Source organism: Bacillus sp. ISL-57 (genome assembly GCF_018613135.1).
Lineage (GTDB): Bacteria > Bacillota > Bacilli > Bacillales > DSM-1321 > Peribacillus > Peribacillus frigoritolerans.
Genome location: NZ_JAGGQV010000033.1, coordinates 14,794 through 32,926, shown reverse-complemented (window position 1 = coordinate 32,926; position 18,133 = coordinate 14,794). Strand labels below are relative to the sequence as shown.

Annotated in this window: 18 protein-coding genes and 3 pseudogenes; 5 read left to right on the top strand and 16 right to left on the bottom strand. The window is 35.5% G+C overall.

From position 1 onward, the window contains the following. Positions 1-36 precede the first annotated feature (36 nt). The 11 genes from J7I90_RS25650 to J7I90_RS25600 form a co-directional block, all read right to left on the bottom strand. Complete coding sequence (locus tag J7I90_RS25650; protein WP_396020456.1) at positions 37-192, bottom strand: hypothetical protein; 156 nt, start codon at positions 190-192, stop codon at positions 37-39. Positions 193-348: 156 nt separating this feature from the next. Further along, positions 349-696, bottom strand: a complete 348-nt coding sequence (locus J7I90_RS25645; protein WP_214774542.1) for a hypothetical protein — start codon at positions 694-696, stop codon at positions 349-351. Positions 697-880: 184 nt separating this feature from the next. After that, positions 881-1,267, bottom strand: a complete 387-nt coding sequence (locus J7I90_RS25640; RefSeq protein ID WP_214774540.1) for a hypothetical protein — start codon at positions 1,265-1,267, stop codon at positions 881-883. 164 nt (positions 1,268-1,431) lie between these two features. Further along, positions 1,432-1,608: a hypothetical protein gene (locus J7I90_RS25635; protein ID WP_214774538.1), complete on the bottom strand. Its 177-nt coding sequence runs from the start codon at positions 1,606-1,608 to the stop codon at positions 1,432-1,434. Positions 1,609-1,879: 271 nt separating this feature from the next. Then, on the bottom strand, positions 1,880-2,578 hold the full coding sequence (locus J7I90_RS25630; RefSeq protein WP_214774536.1) for a VanZ family protein: 699 nt from the start codon (positions 2,576-2,578) through the stop codon (positions 1,880-1,882). Positions 2,579-3,237: 659 nt separating this feature from the next. Beyond that, positions 3,238-3,444, bottom strand: a complete 207-nt coding sequence (locus J7I90_RS25625; protein ID WP_214774533.1) for a DUF1657 domain-containing protein — start codon at positions 3,442-3,444, stop codon at positions 3,238-3,240. A 151-nt stretch (positions 3,445-3,595) separates the two neighbouring features. Then, a complete protein-coding gene (locus J7I90_RS25620) occupies positions 3,596-3,817 on the bottom strand; it encodes a hypothetical protein (RefSeq protein ID WP_214774546.1) in 222 nt (73 codons plus the stop codon). 548 nt (positions 3,818-4,365) lie between these two features. Further along, on the bottom strand, positions 4,366-4,740 hold the full coding sequence (locus J7I90_RS25615) for a hypothetical protein (protein WP_311315261.1): 375 nt from the start codon (positions 4,738-4,740) through the stop codon (positions 4,366-4,368). A 284-nt stretch (positions 4,741-5,024) separates the two neighbouring features. Beyond that, positions 5,025-5,249, bottom strand: coding sequence for a hypothetical protein (locus J7I90_RS25610; protein ID WP_214774531.1), 225 nt, complete (start codon positions 5,247-5,249; stop codon positions 5,025-5,027). Between the two features lie 17 nt (positions 5,250-5,266). Next, positions 5,267-5,482: a hypothetical protein gene (locus tag J7I90_RS25605; RefSeq protein WP_214774529.1), complete on the bottom strand. Its 216-nt coding sequence runs from the start codon at positions 5,480-5,482 to the stop codon at positions 5,267-5,269. 54 nt (positions 5,483-5,536) lie between these two features. Continuing rightward, on the bottom strand, positions 5,537-5,791 hold the full coding sequence (locus J7I90_RS25600; RefSeq protein ID WP_214774527.1) for a hypothetical protein: 255 nt from the start codon (positions 5,789-5,791) through the stop codon (positions 5,537-5,539). Here J7I90_RS25600 and J7I90_RS25595 point away from each other — a divergent pair. Beyond that, positions 5,776-6,003 (top strand): hypothetical protein, encoded by a 228-nt coding sequence (locus tag J7I90_RS25595; protein ID WP_214774525.1) that lies wholly within the window; start codon positions 5,776-5,778, stop codon positions 6,001-6,003. The genes J7I90_RS25600 and J7I90_RS25595 overlap by 16 nt on opposite strands. Positions 6,004-6,069: 66 nt before the next feature. Here the strand turns inward: J7I90_RS25595 and J7I90_RS25590 are convergent, their stop codons facing one another. Together J7I90_RS25590 and J7I90_RS25585 are read right to left on the bottom strand one after the other, a co-directional pair. After that, the gene (locus tag J7I90_RS25590; RefSeq protein WP_214774523.1) at positions 6,070-6,291 is read right to left on the bottom strand and encodes a hypothetical protein; all 222 of its coding nucleotides are present in this window, start codon (positions 6,289-6,291) and stop codon (positions 6,070-6,072) included. 45 nt (positions 6,292-6,336) lie between these two features. Continuing rightward, positions 6,337-7,698 carry an ATP-grasp domain-containing protein gene (locus J7I90_RS25585; protein WP_214774521.1) on the bottom strand — a complete coding sequence of 454 codons (1,362 nt, stop codon included), beginning with the start codon at positions 7,696-7,698 and terminating at the stop codon, positions 6,337-6,339. 162 nt (positions 7,699-7,860) lie between these two features. On the opposite strand from J7I90_RS25585, the gene J7I90_RS25580 reads away from it, so the two are divergent. Continuing rightward, the gene (locus tag J7I90_RS25580; RefSeq protein ID WP_214774519.1) at positions 7,861-8,889 is read left to right on the top strand and encodes a YheC/YheD family endospore coat-associated protein; all 1,029 of its coding nucleotides are present in this window, start codon (positions 7,861-7,863) and stop codon (positions 8,887-8,889) included. A 500-nt stretch (positions 8,890-9,389) separates the two neighbouring features. On the opposite strand, the pseudogene J7I90_RS25575 reads toward J7I90_RS25580, so the two are convergent. Beyond that, positions 9,390-10,192 (bottom strand): annotated as a pseudogene (locus tag J7I90_RS25575) (putative protein N(5)-glutamine methyltransferase). A 513-nt stretch (positions 10,193-10,705) separates the two neighbouring features. Then, positions 10,706-12,002: pseudogene (locus J7I90_RS25570) on the bottom strand (IS110 family RNA-guided transposase). A gap of 366 nt (positions 12,003-12,368) precedes the next feature. On the opposite strand from J7I90_RS25570, the gene J7I90_RS25565 reads away from it, so the two are divergent. Next, positions 12,369-13,235, top strand: coding sequence for an ATP-dependent DNA ligase (locus J7I90_RS25565; protein WP_214774518.1), 867 nt, complete (start codon positions 12,369-12,371; stop codon positions 13,233-13,235). Between the two features lie 243 nt (positions 13,236-13,478). Here J7I90_RS25565 and J7I90_RS25560 read toward each other — a convergent pair. After that, a pseudogene (locus J7I90_RS25560) lies at positions 13,479-14,628 on the bottom strand (IS3 family transposase). 89 nt (positions 14,629-14,717) lie between these two features. On the opposite strand from J7I90_RS25560, the gene J7I90_RS25555 reads away from it, so the two are divergent. Then, positions 14,718-15,650 (top strand): YheC/YheD family protein, encoded by a 933-nt coding sequence (locus J7I90_RS25555; protein ID WP_214774516.1) that lies wholly within the window; start codon positions 14,718-14,720, stop codon positions 15,648-15,650. 645 nt (positions 15,651-16,295) lie between these two features. Then, positions 16,296-17,408 (top strand): UDP-N-acetylmuramoyl-tripeptide--D-alanyl-D-alanine ligase, encoded by a 1,113-nt coding sequence (locus J7I90_RS25550; RefSeq protein ID WP_214774513.1) that lies wholly within the window; start codon positions 16,296-16,298, stop codon positions 17,406-17,408. The last annotated feature ends 725 nt before the right edge of the window (positions 17,409-18,133 follow it).

The window sequence follows — 18,133 nt, the reverse complement described above, 5'->3', positions numbered from 1 at the left end:
AATGTAATAAAAAGAAACCTACAGGTTCATTCTCACTTAAAATAACATCCGATGTTGCCCTTCTGTCGCCTCTAAAATCTTGTTTGGTAATGCAGTGAACTGCACTTGTTCTTCAGGAAGTTCAAAAGAATTTAATACATCTAAATATTCATTCGAAAAATGTTTTAACTCAACGTAATCAACTTTTTCCATAACCTTATTCCCCCTCAATTTATTTACAGATTATCATCCAAACATACAATTGTAAATTATTGTTAGTCAACTAACCTGCCCCGATAGTTCCATAAAGAAAAAGCTACCTAAAAGACAGCAGCTAACGCATCCGGTAGTATAATAAGGAGTTACCTTTTATTCCTCGTTTAATTGCTTTAACCACTCTTTAAACCAATCTTGAGGTAACTTTACTTTTGAGAGGTCTAAATTCTGCAATTCTTTTAATGAGTAATTATTTACCAAAAATAAATCCCATTGACATTCAATATCTCGTGCTATCCCAAAAGCTATTTCATCAAGTTCATTATATGCTTCAGCTTCAGCTTCATCTTCCTCAAAAGCCATTGTGAGGTTATCACACCACTTAATAAACTCAAATTGTGAAAATCTGTTTTCTTTTCTACATACGGTATTTAACAAGTTCTTTAAGTTTTCGGACGAGAATGGAAATTCTATAGTGGTTTCATTCCAGTTCCAATTCATATATACATCCCCTATTATCAACTGTAATTACTTACTATCCTCATCACCTTCTACTCTCTAATTTAACATTTTCTTATACAACTAAACTGCCCCTTTAGTTCACTAAGAAAATGGAGCTGTTTCCAGCCCCATATAGAAATAAAGCACCTGTTAGCTTAATAACTTAAAAGAATATAACAGGCTTTTATTTACCTACATATTCAATCTTAATCCCATTAACCTTTTTATCCATTTCGGAAGTTTCAGAAGATTTATCATAGATAACTTTTAGGTTCTTTTCATTAAGCCATTCAATCGAAAAATCTTTATTTGACCTAAATGTATTTCCTGATTCATTTTGGAAATCATCCTCTTTATTTAAAATCGATAATTGGGGTGAATATCCCGTTGTCGCACCACAACTTCTTTCGAAAATGTAAGCCACATTCTCACCACTGGGAGAAGGGGTTTTTTGTTTAATATCGTTTCCACACATATCCTCAAATAAGAAATCCAATAGATGTTTACCAGCCATAAATAAAAATAATATTATGATTAGCGTCATTAAAATAGTTTTAAATCTTTTTGTCATTAGAACCACCCAGAATTCAAGTAATAGAAATTAGTTTTTACAAATACACTGTTTTTCTTATGTTCTTCTTCAACTATTCTGTCCCTTTAGCTCCATAAAAAAATCTGTAAACTGCCCCAATCAATCAATGTTCTATAACTAATGCGACTCGTTGAAGAACAAATCTAGTTTTTACTTTTTCGATTATAATAAAAAGAAATAAGAAGATAAGTACCATAGAGGCAAGATATAAAAAATATTATAAGTTCTAAATTAACTGTTCCAGTCTTAAACCAAATAGTTAACGCAGCTAAAATGACTGCTATAAGGCAGGCGATAAAACCTTGAGTATGTGGTTTCAACATCAAAACCTCCTGTCCTGTTCTTAAAGGCTTACCTTAACCTATATTAGCTTATTTTTCTATTCTCCTATATGGAAATGTTTCACAATATCCCTCAACTAACCTGCCCCGTTAGTGCCATAAGAAAAAGGCTGCCTCAGCAACCTTCCTTATTGAAGTAAAGCACCCGTTAGTTTAAGTACAACATTTCACAATCTTTCTTGTCGAAAAAAAATGCGACCTTCTACTTGAACTATCGCACCCGTTGAACAAGAAGGGTGACAATAATATGTTAAATCTGTGTTGTGAAGTTCTTTCTATCAAGGGCTTTACCTAAAAACAACTTTTTATAATTGAAATACAACGCTATTCCAACTAACCCCCCAATTGTATTTAATAAAACATCATCTATATCAATTGCTCGTTGTCCCCCTCCAGAATACTTATATCCTGAAGTGATGAAATTATCTAGAAGCTGATACATCTCGATAAAAACTGTTGTTAAGAAAATAACTATTACAGCTTTATATTTGTTGTTTATAATCTGTAAAAATAACAATGCAAAAGCTAATGGTAACAATAAAAATAAATTTCCTACCGTTTGTATTATTGTTACAGGTGCAACAACCTTACCAAATAAATTACTATAAATAGTTTTAAAAGGGATAAAATTTATTCGTTCAATATTCACATATAGATTTCCTACATACTCTTGCGTTATGTAATAAGGAATATCAATGTAAGCTACAAATGAATGTAATACAAATAAATATATGACAAATACAAATAAAATAACAAAATTCAAAACATTTTTCACTTCTGATTTACTAATTAACCATATAGAGATTATTAAAACAATTCCAAAATTCACCACTAAGTTTAAAAAATCTAGAAGCTGTACCCCTTCATATATGTAAGTTCTATAAGCATAGATAAAATAGAATAAAGCCCCTAACAAACAGTACCATTTATTCAGTTTTATATTAATCATCTCCTTCCTCCTTCAAAAATTTGGATAATAATAATTGTATAATAGCCAATACTATGAAACTTGTCACTAAAAATTGTAAAGTTGAGTTCTTCTTGAACTAACCTGCCCCGTTCGTATTATTATCCATAAAAATCCCTCCGTATTTAAAAGTCGCCCTTAGGCACTTTATTAAATTGTTCAATATCCTGATAAATATCCATAAAAAATTTAATATACAAAAAATACGACTAATCAAAACCTATCACCAATCCAACATTGAATTGCATATAAAAAGTCCCCTCTCAATTAAGAGAAGGGTTAATATCTGGAGGGAGTGACCCTTATGGTTAACATATTAAAAGTATTTTATCCATTCAATTACTTTATATACAGAAATAAAAAGACCCTCCTTAAGAAGAAGGGTATCAAGAGATGGTTTTCATTTTTAAAAGGGTTATTGAAAGTGTATTCATTCAATTAATTTCTATTCATTCTGCAAAGCAAAAAAGCCCCTACTCATAAAGAGTAAGGACTTTTAAGTCAAAGGTGCTTTGAAAGGAAAAGCCTTTATTATATTGCCTCATTCAATACATTTATATACCCATGTAATCAAAAAGTCCCTCTCGATTCGAGAAGGGTTTTGAAGATGGAAGTGTACCAAGAGGTCGGTAGCTTGTACATTATTGTTGTTTGTATTGGGGTTCTTCTTGTTCGATTTGTTGAATACGTGGTTCAATGGTGTCAATAACGGACTGAGTTTGTTTAGCCGCATTCTGGTAAAGCTGCTTTGCTTGTTCATTGTCCGTACCCAGTGAAAAGGTTTCGAAGCTTGCCTGAGCACTTTTCAAACCTGCAAGAGTTGTCTTAACGTCATTGATTACTGTCATGAATAACGCCTCCTTTTTTATAAAGATATTACTTTTAGAATGATGAAAACAGGGCTTTATATACCTTCAAAATTTATCCACATTTAATACCTAAACCCATCATTACAAAGTATATGATAATAAATAGAGCAACCTTTGATTGATTTCATTGCTATAAACGATTCCAAATTCTCTTTAAATCTAATGGCACGAATACTTTATCCCCATGTATTTCCTTATGTATGATGAGATGTGAAAAGCATGGATCTAAACTTAACCCTTCTGTTTTATGTCTAGCTGGATTTATTCCTAAAAAATTTTTAAGGTCTTCGGGTAACTGCATAACACTAACTCCTTTTTTATTTTTTATAAAGAACATTCTTAATATGTCCATTAAGAATATTTTTATTGCTAATTTGAGCGATTGCACAACACTTCATGTATATTGTTTACCCTCATAAACTAAACCACCCCGTAAAGGATGGTTTTAGCAAATTGGACATTATTTGATGAAGTAATTTATTCTATTCTGTTCTACCTCAACTTAAAGTAGAACTGTTTCACCTAGATTTAGTGCCTTTCCTTTACTATCTAAATTTTCAAAGTGATAAATAGAGGGATATTCATTTACTTCCATAAATTCTGCTTCCAGCTTTTTGGTATGGTGATCTTCGATACGTTTACAGATTCTTCGATTCCGGTTAACCTAGCAGCTATTGTCTTTCTTGAATTGTTGAGCTAATACTTCCTGCATTCGAATGGCAAACTGCAGCCAATCGATCTTTTTCCTTATCATATACTTCTTCCCTGTCACGTGGACCAATAGCTATAATTTGCTTCTCTAACATTCCTTCGTATTATCATGTATTAGACGAACTAGTCCTCTTACTTAAAAAAAGGCAGCTACATGCTGCCTTTTTTATGTTATTAAAGTGCCTTTCATCAATATCCTCCGTATCCATAAGGGTAATAATATGGATATGGTACGACATATGGGAATACAAAAACAACATATGGGAATCTTTGTCGACGATATCGGCGATATCTTCTTCTGCGAGGACGTCCATAATCATCGTAGTAATCTCCATATCCATATTGTTGCCTGTTTCCTTGTTCTGCATCAAATTCTTCAGGAACTAGCATAGTCACACTTTCTTCATCCATATCATCGATAATGCCATCAACCTTTGACCCGTCGCTCAATTGCCCTATAACATGGTAGTTCATATATTTCCTACATAGGGTTTTTATATCGTCAGGCTGATAACTTCCCTGAACTTGATGAGGATTCATTGGATTATTGTTGTTGTAGTCCACTAAAAATATCCCTCCTTTACTTACTTTAGGATATTCACCCAGTTTGGAATTGGTACCATGACCACCCACGCCATGTTCTTGTATGTTAGTCCAATTTAAGGGACTAACCTTGGAATACAAATGCTGGCCTCAAGCCATAAAGAAACTGGTGCAGGGGTATTCCTAGTGTCTTGACCTACCATGCAGTCTCCCCACCTTCCCTTTACATTGCATAGTACAGCTAATAGTTTATCTCTCCATTTCCCAACCACACTGACGACTTTTTCCTTTGTTTTTAGTTCTTGCTAGATGTCGTTGCTATCATTTTCGTTCTCTCTGCATGTTCCTTCCTGCCTGTTCAATGCCCTTCTAATGGTGCCAAATAAGTCGAGCCCTTTTTCTTGCGCTTGAATTTGACCTTTAACTTCAGGAACTCTAGCTTCCATTTTCCCTAGAGTATGGAACTGTTTTTCAAGATCCATTCTTCCAGAAACACCTTCTTTTTTCATCGTATCTTGGTAAGTTTTCACGTGTAGAAATAGCCTGGTCATACTCTGAGGCTAGGATAATCGGTTTGATGTTGACGTTGCACCTGGTGAAACTCTTTTTCGGTATGGAAGCCGAGCTTTTCACGGTAGGCATGTAGCGTTTTATCCCGTAATGTTATTTGGTCTTCCGCCTTAGAAATTTCTAGTTCAGCTTTTTCCTTTATCATCCGATTTTCTTTTAATTTAAAGGGGTTCATCCAATTGATCGTTTCCAATTGGTGTTGGGCTTGCTGGCGTTGATTTTAAAAATATGAATCCAACGGTAGGTTTCAGAAGCTCCCTCTGATGGTTTCATCTTTCCATCGAATCTGTTGGTCATCCTTATTCACTTGAAGCACTTTACGTTTTACACCAATTTCTTGCAAAGTAGGTTCACGATCCATGTTCAAAAGTTTAGAGGCTTCTTGTAAGTGGACACGTTCTGCAGGCGTGTTGAAGCGTTCGGATTGTTTCCGTTGTTCTTGCTTCCGTGCTTTTTCCCGTTCCAAAGCTTGTTTTTCTTCCCGGTATGTTTGAAGATCCACGACAAGACGATTGTATTTTGGCGATCACGATTGATCGTTCCTCGGTCCGTTTGGAACCCACACTTTTCCATTTCATGAGCCACATGGCCAAGATGGACCGTTGGAAAAATAATCAGATTTCGTTTTACATGGGATTTATGGGAGATACGGTCTTGAATGCCATTAATCTGGTACAACAATGGTCAGTGGAAGAGAACCATTGTTTATCGTGATGAAATTCCACACGATTTTCCACAACCTACCGATGATGACATCCCTTAAGGAACTCTACTATATACTTAGTCTTTATAATCATCATAAACGTCATAGTTTTTATCGTCTTCATAATCGTTATATTCATTTTTGTTGTTATGGTCATTCCAGTGATCACTTTCCTTACGTAAGTTGCGCCTCTGTTTAAATTTTTTTAGCACAGATTTTCTCAACAGGGCTAAAAAAACTTCAGATTCTTTAAATTCATTACTTTTATTGATTGCTTGCAAAAATTTTTCATTTTTCATTTTTAGTCCTCCTTAATTAATGACTATTTTATTTTATTAATGCAATTAATGGAGCTGGTTGGGTAAAGTCTGATTAAAAGTGTTCCGTAGATAATTTCTGAGTGTTTGTTTGAGTTTCTTCCTTCTTTCTAATGTTACAATTTTAGCGGTTTGATGATTTGAAAACTGCTTTCCTTTAATCTGTTGATCTGTTTGGTCCAGGTTAAACGAGATTTCCTTTGCTGCATTCTGAGCGATTTTTTTAGCATTTTCTTCACTATCTGAGGATGCTAGAACATAACCATAACGGTCACCCATTGATAATGGTGGACGTAGCTTTTTCCCTTGGCGGGGCTTAATATATACTTCTTCTACTCCCGGATAACTAGCTGCTTTATTTCTACCTGTTACATTTACCAAAATTCCTTTCTTATCTATTGTTATATAATGGACATAAATGTTTTTACTATGCTTTCTTTTAAGATTCGGCTTATTTCCTAAGAGTAGTTGAATTGTTTCTTCAACTAGATTAATACCGTAGCCTACTTCAATGATTCTATTCATCGCTCCCCCAGATATCCTTGGATTGACTTCAATTAACTTCCATTGACCATCTACTAAACGCATTTCAAGATGACAAGCACCATTTTTCATTTGAAAAGCCTCTACAATTGTAGTTACCGCATGAAAAATTTGATTATATAACTTTTTATTAATATGTGGTAATAAGCTATAACCTGTTACAATAAAGCGTTTTTGAAAAGTAATTTCCTGCTTAATGATTGCGACAATATTAACTTTCCCGTCATGAACAAGTGTTTCAACCAAATATTGTGGTCCTGTCAAATATTCTTCAACTAAAATAGGTGTTAGCTCATATTTTTTTTTAAAATGCTGTATAGCTTCAGTTAATTGATCGGGGCTATTTACCTTTAAAACATCTTTTGACCCAGCTGACATTGGAGATTTAACCACTAAAGGAAAACGATTATTTTGTTTTTGAACAAAATTTTGCAAATCTTCTCCTGGAGTATATATTGAGAAATATGGTGACATGGGGAGGTCTTTAATGATATTTCGAGTCAATACTTTATCTTCCATATTAAGGATATGGTCTGGTGACTTAATACTTATACAAAATTCCTCTGTTAATGATGCTGCAACATTTACATAAGGATCAATAAAGCTTAATATTAACTTGATTTTTTTACCTTGACTTTGGATATTTTTTATACTTTTTTTTAATGCATTGTAATTCGATAGTTCTGTGTGTATCAATTGGTGAACATCGGGAAATTCCAATCTTTGCTCAATGAATTGTGGTTTATCAGTCAATAGCACTGTAAAAAAGCCCAGACGCTCCGCAGCTTTAATTGCATCTCTGCTTGAACCTGATTTGTTTGTGCTAATAAACACAATAGTGTTCATAACGTTTATTATCCCACCCTCTGCTGAATTTCATGATCATAAAATAGAATATAGATATTGTACAAATATTGTTCTGAAAAAATATAAAAATGGGAATATGGATAAGCCTTATTTAATATTTTTTTAAGAAAGCTAATTTAATGAAAAGGGGATGGGGCTATTATGACCTTAGTTGGCATGCTTCATCATAGGGCAGACCCACAGAAAGTTACAAGGACCTACGCTTATTCTGTTGTGGCAAAAGCTGAAGGGGTAAACTTTTTTTACTTTACTGCAGGAAAAGTAAATATACAAAACCAGACCATTTTAGGGAAAATATATGAAGATGGAAAATGGGTTGATAAGGAATTCCCTTTTCCCGATGCCATTTTTAATGCAAGTTATCCTACCAGTGAAAAAGGTGAAGAAATCGTAGATTTTTTGTATGAAAGGATTCCTTTCACAAGCCATTCAATCGGAAATAAAATGAGTGTGCATGAGACAATTCAACAAGCAAAAGAATTTGAACAATACCTAATCCCTACACTTGAATTAACAGGCCTTGACATTTTAACTAAAATGGTCGACACTTATCCGAAAGTTATTGTTAAACCGTTATCTGGTCATCAAGGTGGTGGTATAGCTTTTATAGAAAAAGAGAAACAGAGAAAATATAAAATTAATGAAGCTGGGCAAATTTCATATTTTGATAAAGACCAAATGCTTGAATTTGTATCTGATAAAATTAGAATACAAGATTACCTCGTTCAACAGTACATTTCCTGTAAAACAAAATCCGGGAATGTATATGATTTTCGTTTGCATGTACAAAAAAATGGAGAAGGAAAATGGGTGATTACTTCTATTTATCCCCGTATAGGGCCATCAGGGAGCATTACTTCTAACTTGGGTAGTGGTGGATATACAGGTTTTCCGGAAAGTTTCTTAAAATATGAGTTTAAAGACTCATGGTATGACATTAAAAGGACTCTTGAATACTTCGCTATAAGTTTTACAAACCATTTTGATTCATTATATGACAGTACTCTAGACGAATTGGGAATTGATGTAGGAATCGATGAGAACCAAAAAATATGGATTTTTGAAGTAAACTGGAGACCAGGGATACCAGTAATATTCAATGGTGAACTAGACGTAGCAAGAAACACAATTCTTTATGCGAAGTATTTAGCTGACATGAATAAAAAATAGGAAAAGTTTAAAATTGATAATCCATACTTTTTAATTAAATCATCCATCTGGTGCAACACTAATTTTGCGTTGTATGGTGACAAACGGGCTTGTTAGTGGAAGAATTTTTTTTTTGAAGAACATATTTGTAAAATCCTTTAAACGTGAGTTGTTGCCGGTTTACATGGAATGCTGCATATATTCAGGCAAAAGGGGTCCAATTGCAGATTTAAATGGAGATATTACGGCAGTGGAAAAAGCCAGAGTAGTGACTGATTTATATTTCCATTATGGAATAAAAAAGACAATTTCCCCCCACTCTAAGGAAAAAATCGTCCTTTTGGAGGGTTTATTTTAGCATGGCTTTTTTACTGTTGTGTTTTCATACAAAAAGGAGCCGCTGATCAGCTCCTGGTAATGAAGTAAAGCACCCGATTGTTGCACAAAGGAATATTTTCTAGAGACAGGGCCAAGCAATTATCACTCTTATTTACGGTAAGGGCTAGCTGCCTTTATTCACTCTAGAGAGCGGGACTGGTTCCAATTACGACAGTAGCGTCCAGTTCATCGCAATTTGCCACCTGTGGAGTTAGCCCGTTTCGAGCAAAGATTTCAACGGTTTGCTTTGTCTGTTGCTGGCTAGTCTCGACCAGTAAATGACCGTCGGGTGCTAGCCAGAGTGGCGCCTCAGAAGCGACCCGTCGTTGGACGTCCAGCCCGTCTGTGCCCCCGTCGAGCGCCACCCGTGCCTCATGTTTTCGTGCTTCTTGGGGGTAACAACTTGATTGCCTCGGTAGGTACGTAAGGTGCGTTTGCGACCAAGATGTCGACGCAGCCACGCAGTTTTGTTGGCAGTGGCTGATAGAGGTCCCCTTCGTACACGTTACCACCGATGGAAGTAATGTTGCGGCGTGCACACTGCACAGAAGCTTGGTCGATGTCAACTGCATACAACTCTATCCATCCCAGACCCGCGGTCAACGCGGTGCCTACCGCACCCGTGCCGCAGCACAGGTCAACTACGATGGCTCCTGGCATGGCGAGGGCAGCTTGCCTGGTGGACGAGAAACTCGGTGCGGCGACGGGGTACGAAGACTCCTGGTTCCACAGCTATACGAATACCTCAGAAATCCGCCCAACCAATTATGTGTTCGAGGGGAAAACCTGCTACACGTCGCATGACGGCGAGGGCGTCTGGCGTCCTTGCTTCTGAAATAAGCAACTGGGTCTCATCTTCTGCGAAAACACAACCTGCGGTCCGAAGCCTGGTAATTATACATTTTTCTTTTTCGTCGTCCGTATAAAAATTAATTTGCTTCCCCATTTATTTCCCCACTCTTGATAACTTATTTTTGTTTATTATTATAGATAATTCGTTAAAAATTGTAGGAATCCTTCCTCCACTAACCTCCCTCAATAAAGAAAGCAAAACCTCTCGATATCTCCGTTTTTCTTAGATTTTCATAGTAGTTTACCTGCCGGTAATCACTTAATAGTTGGGGGAAAATCACTTGAAAGGATAAAATTAGACCTTTGGAGAAAAAAGAATTATAGCCCACTAACCAACCACTTACAGAAATTGGTGAATGAGTTAAATTATAATCGCACTGGTGGATGTCCACATTCTCATGGAGGTCAACCCTCCCATGCCTCACAGAGTCTTCGCTCTCAAATTCCTTCGTCCAACCTTTCCATGAGGTGGATGTCAGCCATGCTGCCCCACAGGGTCCTTGCCCGTAATTTAGTTGCTTTGCCGACTAATCCGTGCTTCAAATGATACCCAAATATACATAACCAAGAAACTCGCCTCTACTATTTTATCTAATCTAAAACTGAATCAAGCTGCTAGTTCCACCTTCTTTGATACTCGCATATGAGGAATATCCTTTAACATCTTTTCTTCATTAAATTCAAATTGCTTTTTACCCATGCTAAAGAAAATAAAGGATCAGTTTATTACATAAAGCAATAAGGGACTGCATCTTCTTTAATGGATTATCTGGACGTTGAGTATAGTAGGCATGTAATGCCTTAAATGCTGAATTCTTGGCGACCAGAATCATACAAACCCTGAACAACAGGGCTCGCAGCTTTTTCCGTCCCCTCTTTGTGATGGTTGTTTTCCCCTTATGCTTACCAGAGGTATTTTCTTTTAAGTTTAAGCCGGCCAGCTTAATAATTTGTCGGGGATGAGTATATTCCTTAAGGTCACCAACTTCTGAAAAGAAGCCGGCAACAGTGTCTCTACCAACACCTTTTATCGCTAACATTTGTGGTACACCTAGTATTTCATCAAGTAAACAATCTATTTTTGTATCTAATTCTTCGAATTTTAAGTAGATTAATTCATATTTAGCCAGAAGCGTTTTCAGCTCCAGTTTTGCCATTTCGGAGCCTTGTCGAAGTCCGATGGACTTACTGGCTGCTTGCTTTAACTTACGAATTTTGCTTAGACCTACACTTCGGGTCACGGTTTTTTTTAAGTGGGCTAACAGTTCGTGTTCAGTGAAATTTACTATTTCATGTGGTAAAGCATAGAGCTTTAAGAATTGTAATGCTGCTTTTCCCTCCCACTTCTTAAATACCGTTAGAAATTCTGGAAAGTACCGATCAATCCAGTTATGGACTTGCCCTTGGACCGTCTGAAGATCCTCTGTTAAAAGATCACGAATTTTCTTCGCCACCCGTAGTTCGGCATAAACTCCTTGTGGTATCGTAGGTTCGGCGTATCTTCCGTCTTTGACCAACTGGGCAATGACTTTAACATCTTTCACATCATTTTTAGTAGGAGAATTATCATCAAGCTCCTTGCTTTTCTTGACGTGCAAAGGGTTTACAGCTACAAACTTAATTTCATTTTCTTTTAACATATGAGCTAGGTTGAACCAATAATGCCCTGTCGGTTCCATCCCAACCATCACATTCTCCATACATTGTTCTTTCTTGATTTCCATAATCCAATTAAGAAAATGCTCGAATCCCTCTTTTGTATTCTCAAAATAACAAGGTGATCCAAACTCCATTCTTCTAAAGTCCTGAGCACGTGCCACATGCTTGAATTTAGCAATATCCACCCCTATAATAAGGGTTTGAGAGGTAATTTGAGCAATTTTCTTATTTTGGTTATAATTCATTTTAAAGCCTCCTGGTATTTGAGTTTTGTCCTTTTCGTTGCCGAGCTTCAGGACTCTCTCATTCTACCAAGAGGTTATTTTTTCGTTCAAACCTCATTTTCAGTTATTACAGGAATGCTGCCCCTTTAGTTGAAGTAAACACAAGCGATACTGTACATCTTAAACGCACAGTGAATGACGTTTGCTTTCACAATATGACTGTATGGATATGTGTAGTACAGTCTCTCGGTTTATACGTACTGCGTAACATCCCTTTAAGGTTTATTAACTGTACATAATTAACTTCCACATCTATCCTCTTCTTCTAATAAACCTCCATAAAATGTTGTGGTTTAGGATGTTATTGTTGTATGAGGAGGTTTAAATATGTTAAATACACCTATTAAGCCGATGCTTTTACAACCAGCTACAGAAATCCCCAAAAGCAATAAGTATATTCACCAATTAAAATTAGATGGTCACAGGGCTTTATTTCACTACGATAGAGGAAATATAAAAATTTTCACCAGACACCTAAATGAAGTCACCTATAAATACATTGAGCTACAAGGTATCAAATTGCCTGTAACGACTTGTATTTTAGATGGAGAAATGATTTGCTTTGACGGAAAAGAAAACCCTCCAAAACCTTGTTTCGACAGTTTAATGGTACGTTTTCAAATGTCTAATCAGGAAAAAATCAAAGAAATAAAAGACCTGTTACCTGTTCATTTTTCTTCATTTGATATTTTGTATTTGAATGGTGAATCTCTTATAAACAAACCTTTATCTGAACGCTTAGATACCTTAAGCACCATTGTAGAAAACACTCCGTTTATATCTACTTGTCCTACTTATTCAGACGGTGATGAACTTTATAACAGAGTAGAGGATTTAGGACTGGAAGGTGTGGTTTCTAAGAATTTAAGTAGACCTTATACATTGGATTCAAGACCACAAGACGTATTTCTCAAAATAAAGAACTATCAATATGATTCGGTAAAAATAGGAGCAATTCGTAAGAAAAAATTTGGTTGGTTAATGTTAGATCAGGATAATCAATACAAAGGTATATTGGAATTTGTTCCTCCAAAAGAAAGAAAAGCCTTTTACGAAATATCTAAGCAGCTAATCACTAACGAGGATGAAAACTATTTTTATCTTGATCCATTAATAAAGTGTGAAGTGAAATTCCAATGCTTGTCTAAAAAGGGACTTATGAGAAGCGCAAGTTTTCAAAAATTTATCATTTAGAAATGCTGTCCATATTTTTTGTACAGCATTTCATTTTTTTGTCCAAGAGTACAACCTCTTTTATGCACAATTTACATTCACAGTTTGTGTCTTATACGACATAAAAGACATGTTCGCCTTTTGCAACTATCCTGCCCCTATAGTTGCATAAAGAAAAAGCTGCCTTGAAGACAGCACCGATCTTCAGCTAACGCACCTGTTAGTGGATTTGAGTCAATATTTTGGACACTAAAAAGTTAAATCTTAAGCTGTATTTCTAATTCGGTCTTCAATGGCTTGTGGGGTTTGATAGCCCAAGCTGCTGTGAATTCTTTTTCGGTTATACCAACCTTCAATAAATTGGAACATCGCTAATTTAGCTGTTTGATAGTCTAGATATTGTACGTGGTTGACTTCTTCCTTCTTTAATAGGGCATGAAAGGATTCAATACAGGCATTATCGTACGGGCAACCTTTCTGACTAAAGGATTGCTTACTATGATGGCTTTGGATATGTTGAGTAAACTCACTGCTTGTATATTGTGAGCCAAGATCGGTATGAAAAACTAAGCCCTCCGAGGGCTTTTGTGGTAGGTGTGCGTTATTGAAAGCTTTTATGACCAGTTCTGTCGTCATTGAACGAGAAAATGAATACCCTACTATTTTCTTTGAATGAAGGTCCAATACCGAAGCTAAATAACACCATCCGTCTTTTAACGTGTGGATATACGTAATATCTGCTACCCATTTCTCATTAATGGTCTGAGTAGTGAAGTCTCGTTTTAGCAAATTATCCAATTGAATAACCTTTTCTTTAGATGGATAGGGACGGTATTTTTTCTTAGTAATAGAACGAATTCTCGCCTTGCTCATTAAACGTTGACACGCTTAAGACTTAGGGAAAACCCTTTGGTTAATAAGCTTTCATGAATCTTTGGAGCCCCATATCGTCCCTTGCTTTCCAGGTAAATAAGATGAATTTCCTTCGTGAGTTCTTGGTTTTCCTGTTCGCGATTTGATACGACTATTTGAAGGGACTGATAATGGCTGCTTCTTGGGATTTCTAGTATTTCACACATCTTCTGTACGGGATATTGTTTCTTGTGTTCCTCAATAAATTCGGTAAGATCTGTCTCGGTTATTTTTTCGCGAATATGGCCATAGCCTTTTTTAAGATTTCAACTTCTTGCTTTAACCGAAGGTTTTCCTTCTGTATGGCGGCTAATTCCTTTGGAGTCATAGACTCTTCCCCTAAACCGATAGGGGTAAATTCCTTAACCCATTTATAAATGGTAACTTCTGATACGCCATATTCGCTGCTTAATTCTTTGACCGAATTACCCGAGTGATAAAGATCTACAATAGTCTTCTTGAATTCATTATTATATTTTTTACCTGTATTCTTACGTTCCAAGACGGACACATCCTCTCAAAAATCATTGTAAGGACTTAACTAAAATGTGTCCATGAAACTATACTAACTCCAGGCCCGACTCAATTAATATGACCAATAAAACCATTTCAGGCTATTATTATAATCCTGAAACCAAATCATTTATATTAGGGACTTTTCCATACCCTTCTGTGATCTTTAATCGAATTCCTTTAAGGGAAAAGAGATATCAACATCTTATTGAACATATACAAGGAAACTTGTTTAATTACCCTTATGGGAACACAAATAAATGGGATTTTTGGGTTCACATGTCTAAACAACCTATTATAAAGAAACATTTACCTAGGACAAAAGAATATCAAAACGTGAACAGTGTATTAAAGGCATTTCAAACATGTGAAGCAGTTTATTTAAAACCAGCTACAATGGCTGGAGGAAATGGGATTTTTCATGTAAAAAAAGCCAGTGAGGGCTATTTATGGTCAGATGGATTCGGGAATAAATTTCCCATTAAATCAAAAGAAGAGTTTATCCAAACTCTTCAAAAGAATTTAATAAAAAATAAAAAGTATCTCATCCAAGAGGAAATTCCTTCTTTTAATAAGGAAAAAAATAAAATAGATTTTAGAGTATATCTTCAAAAAGATTATACAAAAAAATGGAAGTATTCAGGTATGGAAACAAAAGTTGGTCAAAAGGATAGTATAATTTCAAACTCAAAAAATAGGGAAAGAGTCATCCCGGGTGAAACTGCCTTAAAGGAAATCTATAATTTAAATGAAGATCAAACAAAACAAAAGGTAGAGGAAATTACTCAACTATGCATTCGAGCATTGAAGGTCATGGAAAAAAAAGGGTATAAACTAGGCGATGCTGCTGTGGATTTGGTAATTGATAAAAATAAAAAAGTCTGGTTATTAGAAGTTCAGCTAAATTATGCTGCAGAAATAAAAGCAAACAGAACAGAAGATGAACAAAGGATTCTCCCCTTAATACTCCCCACACCTTTTGAGTATGCAAAATCCCTTTCAGGATTTTAATACTATTATCATAGAATATTAAAAGAAGTAACGACCATCACATTTTTTAGCTATATGCCCTTACGATACAATGCTCCTCTCCGTTTCAATAGGTAGAAAATTAAAGATATGCCCATTCTATTTCACTTTACTCAGTCCACTGCCTTTCGTCCATGAGAAAGAAGCTACTTTAATAGCTGGAACAAGTTGCTATTTAATTGTTTCCCAAGGACGCTTGCGCTTTTATAAAAAAACGATTGCTTGAATACATTACCAAAAATCATTTACAACATAAGGCAAACGGGGTGAAAAGGAGAAAATGTTTACGTTGCCTTGGACTATCCAAGCTTGGTAAAAAAGTATCCAGTTTGATCCGGTATATCTAGGAAACCCCTGATTCCCTTCTTACCTTTTAAGGTATAAGGGTTTTAAAGTCCGGAAACCTAATGAATTAGAATGCCTTCGATAGAAGACTAAGGCCTAGTTTTAAGTTTCATTTATTGTGTTTAGAACCAAACGACTATCCTAGGAATGTGGACAGGAATACCAAGCAGAAATTAATATTTTACAACTGTAATCTTGAAACTCTAGAAATTGTAAAAATATTAAATTAGTTTGGTTATTTATTGTGAATAGAATGATAAATTATCTATTAAGGAGAAAATTATGGAAAAATTTAAATCTACTAAAGATACAGAGAGTTTAATTATTGCTATTACAGGAAGTGCAGGGAAAACAACAACGAAAGAAATGATAGCATCGATTTTAAAGCGGCGAGGCAGGATATTCAAAACCAGATATAATTTAAACCTGTATGAACATACCGCTATTTACGCAGAACATATAAAACCCATTCATTATGCAGCTGTTTTGGAATACGCAGTACAAGACCCAGGTGATATTGTCAAGCACTGTCAAGCGATTCAACCACATATCGGAGTCATTACCAATATTGGCTCTGCTCATATCGGAAGGTTTGGAGGGTCCGTTTCAGAGCTAGCAAAAGCAAAAGGAGAACTTATCAAGGGAATTGATCCGAATGGAATGTTAGTTCTAAATGTAGACGATAAACGTTCCAAGCTACTTCAAACAAACACCTTTAGGGGGAAAATCATATCAGTAGGCATAACCAATTCAGCTGATTACCGTGCCTATAATATACAATATAATGATAAAGGCATGTCTTTTGAAATTAAGATAGATGCAGGAAAACAAATATTCCAGATACCTATTTATGGTACACATAACATCTATAATGCACTATCAGCAATTGCTGTCTCCCATCATTTAGGTTTTACAATCGAAGAAATGAAAAACGGACTTAAAACATTTAAACGACCGCATCGTAGGTTAACAGTTCATTCACTTCCGCAAGGGATTCGGCTTATTGATGATAGTTTTAGTTCAAATCCTCATGCACTTAAAGCAGCAATCGATGTCCTAAACCATATAGGAAACAACCATAAGGTAGCAGTTTTGGGCTCCATGATGGAGTTAGGAAATTACTCGGTTGCTGGGCATCGTGAGGTTGGGGAATATTTAAAAATGAAAGGGATCGATTATATATATACGTATGGAGCGGAAGCCGTTGAAATAGGAAAAGGAGCAATCGCCTCTGGTTTTTCACCCAATAAAATTATTCACTTTTCAACGAAAGATGAGTTGCATCGTTATTTAGTGAATCATATCCAACCTGGAACAACAATATTAATCAAGGGATCACATGCTTTAAGTATGGATCAAACGGTTGATTTTTTAAGACGTAGCTTCAAAGTATAAACTACTATCCATATTAAAATTAAAAAACTTTACTTTCTCTACCCCCTTCTCTAGTAAGCTATTGATAATCCACGATTACAATCTGCCCATATTTCGTCCGTAGAAATTTCATTGTCGGCGTATTCCTACATTTATAAGAGTTTATTCCTTAAAATATAGTTTCCGTGTATTGCTAAATAGTAAAAGTTCACATAAAAAAGGTGGACTTTTTATTACTCCGATTTTCCCCTGAAAAGAGTGTTTTACTATATATGGACAATTCAGTTTAATTAATGCTAAGAGGTTTAGCTTCGTTATCTTTTTCTTTTTTAGGGGATGTGATGCTTGAAAAGCTGTTCGTAAAAGCACACTTAACGAAAAATAAAGCCTGTATCCAATTCGAGGATCAGGCTACTTTTCTACTTATAATCAGTATTATGTAAACTCCACAATAACGGGCTAGGTAATCAAATTACTCTTAGAAATAGATCATACGAGGTTTAAAAATCTGCATGATAATCCCATACGTCCCCGATGATTGACAGCTTGACAATATGAAATTTTTCAGTTCAAATTCCTCAACAAAAAACATCCCATGAATAGATTATGACAGATTACTGGCCCCTGCTTTCATATCATCAAATATATATAATAGAAGGGTTCTCCAAAATCAATATCAGTAATTCATTATGATATCCATATAATTCATTGTTTTATTCATACGATAACTTGTTATAATAGACCAC